This is a genomic window from Leeia speluncae (assembly GCF_020564625.1).
Classification (GTDB): Bacteria; Pseudomonadota; Gammaproteobacteria; order Burkholderiales; family Leeiaceae; genus Leeia; species Leeia speluncae.
The window spans coordinates 1-512 of the sequence record NZ_JAJBZT010000033.1 but is presented as its reverse complement, the minus strand read 5'-3'; the positions used below and the strand labels follow the sequence as shown (position 1 = coordinate 512).

Sequence of the window (512 nt, the reverse complement as noted above, 5' to 3'; positions counted from 1 at the left end):
GTTGGCAGCTACCTACAGAACTGGCCAAAAGAACACATCATCAAATGTCTGGTGCAATACCACCCGGACGACACCCCGATGAACCGTCTCGATCAAGAAACCCAGATCAAGACCTTGTACGAAGCGGCACAAGCCTCTGGCCATGAACTGCTGTTGGAAATCATCCCAACCCGCAAATTGCCACAGAAGCCAGACACCGTGTATCGCGCGATGAAACGGATGTACAACCTAGGCATCTATCCAGAATGGTGGAAGCTAGAGCAAATGGACAGCGACGAACAATGGAATGCAGTGGATGCACTGATCCAGGAACGTGATCCATATTGCCGTGGTGTGGTGCTACTGGGTCTAAGCGCCCCAGTGGAAACCTTGGTGAAAGGCTTTAGCGCCGCCAAAGTCAGCAAAACAGTACGAGGCTTTGCGGTTGGACGCACCATCTTCTTCGAACCTAGCCGTCAATGGTTAGCCGGAGAGTTAGACGACCGAGGCGTGATTGACGCATGTAAAGCGAC

The 512-nt window shown here is 52.3% G+C and carries 1 protein-coding gene; it reads left to right on the top strand.

Annotation, left to right across the window (positions count from 1 at the left end; all coding sequences use genetic code 11):
* Window positions 1-51: 51 nt before the first annotated feature.
* Window positions 52-512, top strand: a 461-nt coding sequence (locus LIN78_RS17970) for a 2-deoxy-5-keto-D-gluconate 6-phosphate aldolase domain-containing protein (protein ID WP_308443967.1), incomplete at its 3' end; no start/stop codon positions are given.